Here is a 7,983-nt window from a genome sequence, read left to right as displayed (position 1 = left end):
CGGCAGTCCTTGTCTTTCCGTGGCGGGACGGCCTGTCAAGGGTCGCCGCAGGCGATCGCGCAGCGACGCGACGACGAAGGAGGAGCGCCCTTGACAGGGCGGCCCGACGCGGAAGGACTATGGGACTGACGGGAAATCCCCAACCCTTCCTCGCTCCCGACCGGCCGGGGCACCGCCGAACCCGCCTCCCCACCCCCGGTCCCCCCTCGGCAAGGCCGGGCGTGACCGCCGCCCAGAGCCCGGCCCGAACCCTCACCCCCCCTCCCGCGACGCCGCCCACCCCGCCTCACCACCCCCACCCCCACCCCCACACCCGACCCCAGGGGTCGGCCCGCCCTACCCCGCCACCGCCACCGGCGTGATCGTCGTCTCCGCCGGGCCCCTGGCGTCGGCTTCGCGTTGGCGTTCCGCGCTGTCGCTGATGCGGAGGAGGAGGGCGATCATGATCCAGTTGGCCAGCAGGGACGAGCCGCCCTTCGCCAGGAAGGGGAGGGCCTTGCCCGTGAGGGGGATCAGGCCCGTGACGCCGCCCGCCACCACGAAGACCTGGAGGGCCAGCGCCGAGGCCAGGCCCACCGCGAGGAGCTTGCCGAACGGGTCGCGGGCGCCGAGGGCCATCCGCAGGCCGCGTTGTACGAGGAGTGCGTAGAGGAGCAGTACGGCCATGACTCCGGCCAGGCCGAGCTCCTCGCCGACCGTGGTGAGGATGAAGTCGCTGCGGCCGGCGAAGCCGATGAGGTCCGGGTGGCCCATGCCGAGCCCCGTGCCGGTGATGCCGCCCGTGCCGAAGCTGAAGAGGGCCTGCGCCGACTGGTCCGAGGTGACACCGGGCGGGCGCACCTCCCAGTAGTACGACAGCGGGTTGAGCCATGCCGCCACGCGGGCCTTCACATGCGGTTCGGTCGAGCCGACGACGAAGGCGCCCGCGGCCGCCATGAGCAGGCCGCAGACGATCCAGCTGGTGCGCTCCGTCGCCACGTAGAGCATCACCACGAAGACCCCGAAGAAGATCAGCGAGGTGCCCAGGTCGCGCTCGAAGACCAGGACCAGCATCGAGATGATCCACACCGTGATGATCGGGCCGAGCTGCCGCATGGGCGGCAGGCGGACGCCGAGGAACTTGCGGCCCGTCAGGGCCAGCGAGTCGCGGTGGATGACCAGGTAGCCGGCGAAGAAGACCGCGATCATGATCTTCACGAACTCGCCCGGCTGGAGCGAGAAGCCGAAGAGTTTGATCCAGCGCTTGGCGCCGTAGGTGTCGGCGCCGAAGAACGCCGGTGCGATCAGCAGCACCAGTGAGACGGCCATCGTGATGTAGATGAAGCGCTGCAGCAGGCGGTGGTCGCGCAGCAGGGCGAGGACCAGGAGGCAGGCGGCGACGCCCACCACCGTCCAGAGGAGCTGCCCGGGCGCGTTCGCGTCCGATTTCCACCGGTCGATGTACCCCTGGTCGAGACGGTGCAGCAGGACCAGGCCGAGCCCGGTGAGCAGCATGGCGAGCGGGAGGATCAGCGGATCCGCGTAGGCCGCGAACCGGCGCACGCCCAGGTGCCCCACCAGGGACAGCAGGGTCAGGCTGATCGTGAAGCCCGCCAGGTTGGGCGGCAGCTCGTCGTTCATGGCGAGGCCGGCGGCGGCATGGCCGAAGACCGCCGTGGCGACGACGAAGAACAGGAGCAGTGCCTCGGTGCGGCGCCGGGCGCCGGCCGAGGTCAGGGGTTTCAGCCCGCGCACGGGATGCCGCCGACGTCCTTCGGGGCGGGGGAGGGCGGCGGGGGTGACGCCTCACCGGAATCGTTCGGTCCGATCTGAGCCGCATTGAGGCGCTTTATCTTCATGTCGTCTATGACGTTTATGTCCTCCCGGTGGTTCCTCGGCCCCCGAAGCCCCCACCGCGCCGGGACAGGGCCGCCGCTGCCGCTCGGGCCGGGTGGACCAGAGCCAGCGCGCCGGCGGTGGCCGGGCCGAGCCAGACCAGGAGGGTGCGCCGTACGGCCGTATCCGCGCCCGGGCCGCTGACGGCCGCCGGTACCGGGCCGGCCGGCGGGGCCTCGAACGCGGTGTCGACCTCGACCGCCGTGAGGGTGAACGAGCCGTCGGCCGCCGTGAAGCTCCCCGTGCAGGTCAGAGCCCGCTCGCCCGCCTGGTACGGGGCCTCCCGGCAGCGTTCCGCGCGGAACGTGCCCGCCACCCCCGTCAGCTGGATCGCCAGCCGTGGCGCGGCGCTCGACAGGAGGTAGAACCCGGCCGCCAGACAGACGGCGACCGGGATCGCCCGCCGCCACCGCCCCGCAGGCGCCCCGCCCGGACCCGGTCTGGTCATGGTGCGAGCGTAATGATCCCGAACGTGCGTACGCTCGCGTTTCAGGGCTTCGCGGGCCGGATCGCGCAACGCCGTACGGCCAGAATTGGCACTCCGCTTGACCGAGTGCTAATCGCCGGAATAGTCTCGCACCTGGCACTCGCCCCGGGTGAGTGCCAACACAGCGACAGGCAGATCCGGCACCCGCGACGACGGATCGACCTGGTCGCCACCTCAGACAGTTAACCCCGGATCTCCGAAGGGGGAGGTCGGATCGTGACGACCGCCAGCTCCAAGGTTGCCATCAAGCCGCTTGAGGACCGCATCGTGGTCCAGCCGCTCGACGCCGAGCAGACCACGGCCTCCGGCCTGGTCATCCCGGACACCGCGAAGGAGAAGCCCCAGGAGGGCGTTGTCCTCGCCGTGGGCCCGGGTCGCTTCGAGGACGGCCAGCGTCTCCCGCTGGACGTCAACGTCGGCGACATCGTGCTGTACAGCAAGTACGGCGGCACCGAAGTGAAGTACAGCGGCGAGGAGTACCTCGTCCTCTCGGCCCGCGACGTGCTCGCGATCGTCGAGAAGTAATTCGCTTCTCCAGTACTGCTTTGAGCTGCGCCCCTGGTCACCCCGCTGATTGCCGGGCGGCGAGGGGCGCAGTTCGTTAAACCCGAGTTTTCGAGAGGGCTGAACCGCTCCCATGGCGAAGATCCTGAAGTTCGACGAGGACGCCCGTCGCGCCCTCGAGCGCGGCGTCAACAAGCTTGCCGACACGGTCAAGGTGACGATCGGCCCCAAGGGCCGCAACGTCGTCATCGACAAGAAGTTCGGCGCGCCCACCATCACCAACGACGGTGTCACCATCGCTCGTGAGGTCGAGCTGGACGACCCGTACGAGAACCTGGGCGCCCAGCTCGTGAAGGAGGTGGCGACCAAGACCAACGACATCGCGGGTGACGGCACCACCACCGCCACCGTGCTGGCCCAGGCGCTGGTCCGCGAGGGCCTGCGCAACGTCGCCGCCGGCGCTTCCCCGGCCGCCCTGAAGAAGGGCATCGACGCCGCGGTCAAGGCCGTGTCCGAGGAGCTCCTCGCGACCGCCCGCCCGATCGAGGACAAGTCCGACATCGCCGCCGTGGCCGCGCTCTCCGCGCAGGACCAGCAGGTCGGCGAGCTCATCGCCGAGGCGATGGACAAGGTCGGCAAGGACGGTGTCATCACCGTCGAGGAGTCCAACACCTTCGGCCTGGAGCTGGAGTTCACCGAGGGCATGGCCTTCGACAAGGGCTACCTCTCGCCGTACATGGTCTCCGACCAGGAGCGTATGGAGGCCGTCCTCGACGACCCGTACATCCTGATCAACCAGGGCAAGATCTCGTCCATCCAGGACCTGCTGCCGCTGCTGGAGAAGGTCATCCAGGCGGGTGGCTCCAAGCCGCTGCTGATCATCGCCGAGGACGTCGAGGGCGAGGCGCTCTCCACCCTCGTCGTCAACAAGATCCGTGGCACCTTCAACGCCGTGGCCGTCAAGGCCCCCGGCTTCGGTGACCGCCGCAAGGCGATGCTCCAGGACATGGCCACCCTCACCGGTGCCACCGTCATCGCCGAGGAGGTCGGCCTCAAGCTCGACCAGGCCGGTCTGGACGTGCTGGGCTCCGCCCGCCGCGTGACCATCTCCAAGGACGACACCACCATCGTCGACGGTGCCGGCTCCTCCGACGAGGTCCTCGGCCGCGTCAACCAGATCAAGGCCGAGATCGAGTCCACCGACTCGGACTGGGACCGCGAGAAGCTGCAGGAGCGCCTGGCGAAGCTCGCCGGCGGCGTCTGCGTCATCAAGGTCGGCGCCGCCACCGAGGTGGAGCTCAAGGAGAAGAAGCACCGCCTCGAGGACGCCATCTCGGCGACCCGCGCCGCGGTCGAGGAGGGCATCGTCTCCGGCGGTGGCTCCGCGCTCGTCCACGCCGTGAAGGTGCTGGAGGACAACCTGGGCCTGTCCGGCGACGAGGGCACGGGTGTCGCGGTCGTCCGCCGCGCCGCCGTCGAGCCGCTGCGCTGGATCGCCGAGAACGCCGGTCTCGAGGGTTACGTCATCACCTCGAAGGTCGCCGAGCTCGACAAGGGCCAGGGCTTCAACGCCGCTTCCGGCGAGTACGGCGACCTGGTCAAGGCCGGCGTCATCGACCCGGTCAAGGTCACCCGCTCCGCGCTGGAGAACGCCGCTTCCATCGCCTCCCTGCTGCTCACGACCGAGACCCTGGTCGTCGAGAAGCCGGCGGAGGAAGAGGCCGAGGCCGGTCACGGCCACGGTCACGGCCACAGCCACTGAGGCTGAACGGCTCAGGGCCTGAAGGCAAGAAGGCCTGACCGCCTGAACGGACGGGGCCCCTGCCGCACGCGCGTGCGGCAGGGGCCCCGTCCGTTCGCGGTCGGCCCGCGTGTCACTCCATGACTCCCAGCTGCCGCATCAGGGACATGGCGTCGTAGTGCCACCAGCCTTCCTTGATCATGCCGTCCTCGCAGCGGAAGGTGGTGGTGCCGTCCATGGAACAGGTCTTGCCGGTGTTGGCGATGCCCATGAAGTCGGCCTTCTGCGTGCCCGTCCACGTCCACACCGTGGTGACGCAGTCGTCCTGGGCGAGCTGCGCCTTCTTGGTGAACGTGAAGTCGAAGGCGTTCCGCCACCCCGTCACGTCCTCGCGGATCGCGTCGCGGCCGACGCTCGGCTCCATGCCCTTCATGACGTCGTGGTCCATGTAGTCCTCGGCGAAGATCTCGTCGATCGCGCCCATGTCGCCCTTCACCGCGATGTCCTCGAACATCCGGTTCACCATCATGGTGTTGAGGTGCTCGTCGCGGACGACGTCGAGGTTGGTGAAGGTCGGCATGCCGTCGCAGAGGGCCACCATCTCCTGGAACATCCGGTCCGTCTCCGGCAGGCCCGAGTTCTTCATGGCCTCTTCGTACGAGGGGAACTCGACCAGCTCGACGTAGTGGTTCTCGGACTCGCGGTCCTTGCCCATGATGCTGTGGGTCACCGTGCGCTTCCCCTGGCTCTGCGCGACGTACTTGTCGAGGAGGGCGTTCAGGGCCTCGGGCTGCTTGGTCTCGTAATCGACTATCTGTACGAATGTCATGGCGGTCTCCCGGGCTGGAAGGGGCACATTCAGTTTAGGGAGGATTCACCCGTTCGGCCCGCTTTGTCATTGGGGCCCGTACTTACGTCCCGTACGGGAGGACACCCCGCCGAGCAGCCCGCGCGGGGTCAGTTTCACCACGCCCATCAGCGCCTTGTAGCGGGGGTCCGGAATCGAGACCGTCTTGCCGCGCGCCAGGTCGGCCAGGGCCGCAGCCACCAGCTTGTCGGCGTCGAGCCACATCCAGCCGGGGATGTTGTCGGTGCCCATGCCGGCCCGCTGGTGGAACTCGGTACGGACGAATCCCGGGCACAGCGCCATCAGCCGCACCCCGGAGCCCGCCAGGTCCTTCGCCGCGCCCTGGGTGAACTGCACGACCCACGCCTTGCTCGCCCCGTACGTGCCGCGCGGCACGAACGCGGCGACCGACGCCACGTTGATCACGCCGCCGCGGCCGCGCGAGCGCATCGACTCGGTGGCCGCCGACGTCAGCCGCAGCACCGCCTCGATGTGCACCTTCAGCATCGTCAGCTCGTCGGCCATGGAGACCTCGAGGTAGCGGCCCTTGTTGCCGAAGCCCGCGTTGTTGACCAGGAGGTCCACCGGGTGCAGGCGGTCGGCCAGCCGCTCCTCGACGGCCTTGATGCCCTCCTCCGTGGAGAGGTCGGCCGTGAGCACCTCGGCCTCGATGCCGTGCCGGTCGTGGAGCTCGGTGGCCTGTTCGCCGAGCCGCTTGGTGTCGCGCGCGACCAGCACCAGGTTGTGCCCCTGGGCGGCGAGCCGCCTGGCGAAGGCGGCGCCGATGCCCGCCGTGGATCCCGTAATCAACGCAGTCGTCATAGGCGCAACCTAGCGGCCCCGGGTGACGGTGCTACCGCGCCCCGATCGACGGGCCGTACTTCTCGATGTACTCGCGTACCTCCTGGTGGGCCCCGGGCTCCATCGCGTCGCCAGCCGCCAGGGTGCGCGGCATCAGCTTCCGCTCGGTGGTGAAGGCGCGGAACCAGAGCGAGACCGTCACGTCGTGGTCGGGGCGGTGGATGATCTCGACCGGGTCGCCGGGGGAGACGTGGCCCTCCTCGATCACCCGCAGGTACGCGCCCGGCCGCGCCCCCTGGGTGAAGCGCCTGACCCAGGCGCGCTCGCCGAGGGCCCCCTGGAAGGTCCGGCACGGGATGCGGGCCGAGGCCACTTCGAGCACCAGGTCCGGGCCGACCCGCCAGCGGTCGCCGAGCAGCGCGCCGTTCAGGTCGATGCCGGAGGTGGTGAAGTTCTCGCCGAAGATCCCGTCGGGCAGCTCACGGCCCAGTTCGGCCTCCCACAGGTCCAGGTCCTCGCGGGCGTACGCGTACACGGCCTGGTGGTCGCCGCCGTGGTGGCGCCGGTCGCAGACGGCGTCGCCCTCCAGGCCGCTCCCGTGGCCGGTGGCCTTCGGGCCGGGGGCGAAGACGCGGACCGGGCCGGGGACCGGGCGCTTGCCGTGGCCCGTCACCCCGCTCTCCGCGTCGGTGTAGTCGACGGCCGTGGCGCGGCCGAGGTTCACGGAGACGAGATGCATCGGGCCCATGCGGACAACCTAGCGGCGCCCCGCCCAAAGCGTCACTGAGATATTCGCGCTGCGGTCAAAGTAGGGCTTATGCTCGAAGGGTGATCGAGGCACGTCATCTCCGGATCCTGCGCGCTGTCGCCGGGACCGGTTCCTTCTCCGCCGCCGCCCGCGAACTGGGCTGCACCCAGCCGGCCGTGTCCCAGCAGATGAAGGCGCTGGAGCAGTCGGCCGGCACCCCGCTGCTCGTCCGCACCGGCCGCGAGATGCGGCTGACCCAGGCGGGTGAGGCCCTGGTCCGGCATGCCGCCGGGATCCTGGCCGGGCTGACGGCGGCCGAGGAGGAGGTCGCGGCCATCGCCGGGCTGCGCGCGGGGCGGGTCCGCCTCGTCTCCTTCCCCAGCGGCAGCTCGACCCTGGTGCCGACCGCGCTCGCCGCGATGCGCGCCGAGCACCCGGGCACCCGTATCTCCCTGGTCGAGGCCGAGCCCCCGCGCTCGGTGGAGATGCTGCGCGAGGGCGACTGCGACCTGGCGCTGGCGTTCCGGTACGGCGGGCCGGAACGATCGGCCGCCGAGTGGGAGGACCTGGTGGTGCGGCCGCTGCTGACCGACCGGCTCGTGGGGCTGGTTCCCGGGGGGCACCGGCTGGCGGGGGCCGAGCGGGTGGGCATGGCGGAGCTGGCCGACGAGCCCTGGATCGCGGGCTGCCCGCGCTGCCGCCGCCATCTGGTCGAGGTGTGCGAGGACGCGGGCTTCACCCCGCGCATCGACTTCGCCACCGACGACTATCCGGCGGTGGTCGGCCTGGTGGGCGCCGGGCTGGGGGTCGCGGTGCTGCCGGAGCTCGCGGTGGAGTCCGTACGGGCCAAGGGGGTGAGCACCCTGGCCGTGGAGCCTGCCGTGGAGCGGGAGGTCGTGGCGCTGACCCTGCCCGACCTGGCGAGGGTGCCGGCGGTGGCCGCGACCCTGGCCGAGCTGGAGCGGGCCGCGGCGCGCTGA

At 70.5% G+C, this 7,983-nt stretch carries 8 protein-coding genes; 3 read left to right on the top strand and 5 right to left on the bottom strand.

Translation table 11 applies throughout. The features are described from left to right. Nucleotides 1–336: 336 nt before the first annotated feature. Together ACZ6Y1_RS23700 and ACZ6Y1_RS23695 are read right to left on the bottom strand one after the other, a co-directional pair. Nucleotides 337–1,734 (bottom strand): FtsW/RodA/SpoVE family cell cycle protein, encoded by a 1,398-nt coding sequence (locus tag ACZ6Y1_RS23700; RefSeq protein WP_469633107.1) that lies wholly within the window; start codon nt 1,732–1,734, stop codon nt 337–339. 118 nt (nt 1,735–1,852) lie between these two features. Further along, entirely contained in the window at nt 1,853–2,323 is a 471-nt protein-coding gene (locus ACZ6Y1_RS23695; RefSeq protein ID WP_469633104.1) for a hypothetical protein, read from the bottom strand. Between the two features lie 255 nt (nt 2,324–2,578). On the opposite strand from ACZ6Y1_RS23695, the gene groES reads away from it, so the two are divergent. Then, on the top strand, nt 2,579–2,887 hold the full coding sequence (gene groES / locus ACZ6Y1_RS23690) for a co-chaperone GroES (protein WP_007265952.1): 309 nt from the start codon (nt 2,579–2,581) through the stop codon (nt 2,885–2,887). 112 nt (nt 2,888–2,999) lie between these two features. Next, on the top strand, nt 3,000–4,628 hold the full coding sequence (groL, locus tag ACZ6Y1_RS23685; protein ID WP_376661595.1) for a chaperonin GroEL: 1,629 nt from the start codon (nt 3,000–3,002) through the stop codon (nt 4,626–4,628). Nucleotides 4,629–4,740: 112 nt separating this feature from the next. On the opposite strand, the gene ACZ6Y1_RS23680 is transcribed toward groL, so the two are convergent. The 3 genes from ACZ6Y1_RS23680 to ACZ6Y1_RS23670 all read right to left on the bottom strand — a co-directional run bounded on the left by ACZ6Y1_RS23680 (nt 4,741) and on the right by ACZ6Y1_RS23670 (nt 6,994). Then, nucleotides 4,741–5,436, bottom strand: a complete 696-nt coding sequence (locus ACZ6Y1_RS23680; protein WP_469633100.1) for an ester cyclase — start codon at nt 5,434–5,436, stop codon at nt 4,741–4,743. A gap of 66 nt (nt 5,437–5,502) precedes the next feature. Further along, nucleotides 5,503–6,276 carry an SDR family NAD(P)-dependent oxidoreductase gene (locus ACZ6Y1_RS23675; protein WP_469633097.1) on the bottom strand — a complete coding sequence of 258 codons (774 nt, stop codon included), beginning with the start codon at nt 6,274–6,276 and terminating at the stop codon, nt 5,503–5,505. A 31-nt stretch (nt 6,277–6,307) separates the two neighbouring features. Beyond that, complete coding sequence (locus ACZ6Y1_RS23670; protein ID WP_469633144.1) at nt 6,308–6,994, bottom strand: MOSC domain-containing protein; 687 nt, start codon at nt 6,992–6,994, stop codon at nt 6,308–6,310. Nucleotides 6,995–7,083: 89 nt separating this feature from the next. Here ACZ6Y1_RS23670 and ACZ6Y1_RS23665 point away from each other — a divergent pair, with 89 nt between their 5' ends. After that, on the top strand, nt 7,084–7,983 hold the full coding sequence (locus ACZ6Y1_RS23665) for a LysR family transcriptional regulator (RefSeq protein ID WP_469633092.1): 900 nt from the start codon (nt 7,084–7,086) through the stop codon (nt 7,981–7,983).

This window comes from Streptomyces sp. NPDC053432, assembly GCF_055585365.1.
The sequence above is the reverse complement of the archived record's forward strand: the minus strand, read 5'-3'. Positions and strand labels throughout refer to the sequence as shown.

Excerpts from the sequence above, each read along its gene's own strand:
- ACZ6Y1_RS23695 (WP_469633104.1), bottom strand. The coding sequence starts at position 2,323 with ATGACCAGACCGGGTCCGGGCGGGGCGCCTGCGGGGCGGTGGCGGCGG.
- groL (WP_376661595.1), top strand. The coding sequence starts at position 3,000 with ATGGCGAAGATCCTGAAGTTCGACGAGGACGCCCGTCGCGCCCTCGAG.
- ACZ6Y1_RS23680 (WP_469633100.1), bottom strand. The coding sequence starts at position 5,436 with ATGACATTCGTACAGATAGTCGATTACGAGACCAAGCAGCCCGAGGCC.
- ACZ6Y1_RS23675 (WP_469633097.1), bottom strand. The coding sequence starts at position 6,276 with ATGACGACTGCGTTGATTACGGGATCCACGGCGGGCATCGGCGCCGCC.
- ACZ6Y1_RS23670 (WP_469633144.1), bottom strand. The coding sequence starts at position 6,994 with ATGCATCTCGTCTCCGTGAACCTCGGCCGCGCCACGGCCGTCGACTAC.